The sequence below is a fragment of the Pseudomonas sp. OA65 genome, from assembly GCF_017498305.1.
Classification (GTDB): Bacteria; Pseudomonadota; Gammaproteobacteria; order Pseudomonadales; family Pseudomonadaceae; genus Aquipseudomonas; species Aquipseudomonas zanjanensis.
Map to the genome: position 1 here is coordinate 1 of NZ_JAGDEZ010000096.1, position 1,032 is coordinate 1,032.

The 1,032-nt window shown below is 65.7% G+C and carries 1 pseudogene; it reads right to left on the bottom strand.

The annotated features are described in order from the left end of the window. Positions 1 to 1,032, bottom strand: a pseudogene (locus J3361_RS29250) (RHS repeat protein); the annotation flags it as partial.

Below are 1,032 nucleotides of genomic sequence, written 5' to 3' on the forward strand. Positions count from 1 at the left end.
GCAACAGCCGCGCCGAGTCGTAGCGGTACTTCAGCTCGCTGCCGTCGGGGTTCAGGCGACGGCTGACCAGGTGCAGGTCATCGGCGTATTCGTAGCGGGTGGTGCGGCCCTGCTCGTCGCGCTCGGCAATGACCTTGCCGTAGGCGTTGTAGCTCCAGGCCCGGATGGCGCCGGTGGGCAGGGTCACTTGCAGCAGTCGGCCGACGGCGTCCCATTGGTAGTGCGTGAGGGCGCCGTGTTCGTCCCGGCGGCTGAGCAAACGTCCCAGGGCATCGTAGGAAAAACACCGACGGCCGCCGTCGGGCAGGATCTCTTCGGTCAGTTGGCCCAGGCGACTCCAGGTGAAGCGATGTTCGCCGCCGTCCGGGTCGTACCTTGCCAGCAATTGTCCGTGGGCGTCGTAGGCATATTCCGTACGCTGGCCGTCGGGATCGATGCTGGCGATCACATCACCGTGGGCATTACGCCGGTAGGTCCACACCGCCTTGCCACGGGAACGGGTGTGCAGGAAACCGTTGCGGTATTCGTAGGACGTCGGCGCTTCATCTGGAGGAATCAGCGCCAGCAGCCGTCCGACGTCGTCGTAACGGTATTCGCGGACCGCCCCCAGCGGGTCCTGCTCAGCGATCAACCGGCCCTGTTCGTCATAGGCCTTGAGGTGCTCGCCGCCGTCGGGCTCGACCTTGCGCACCAGCCGCGCCCGGTCGTCGTGGACATACACTTCCTGGCTGCCATCCAGGTGCCGGACCGTGACACTGCCGTCCTCGCCCCAGGTGTAACGGCTGTCCATCTGCGCGAACGAGGCCCAATGCCGTACGCAACGGGATGCCGGCCCGGCGCCTTGCCACTCCCAATAAAAACTCGCCCCGCCGGCCAGTTGCCGCTGGAGGATGACGTGCTGGTCATCGTAGTCGTAGCGTTCGCTTTCACCGGCGGCATTGGTCGCTTCGATCAGTCGGAAACGTCCGTCGTAGCGGTAGGACACCAACGTCTGTTCGGTCCGCCAGGCGTCGTCGAGGGTGAGGGCCGGGT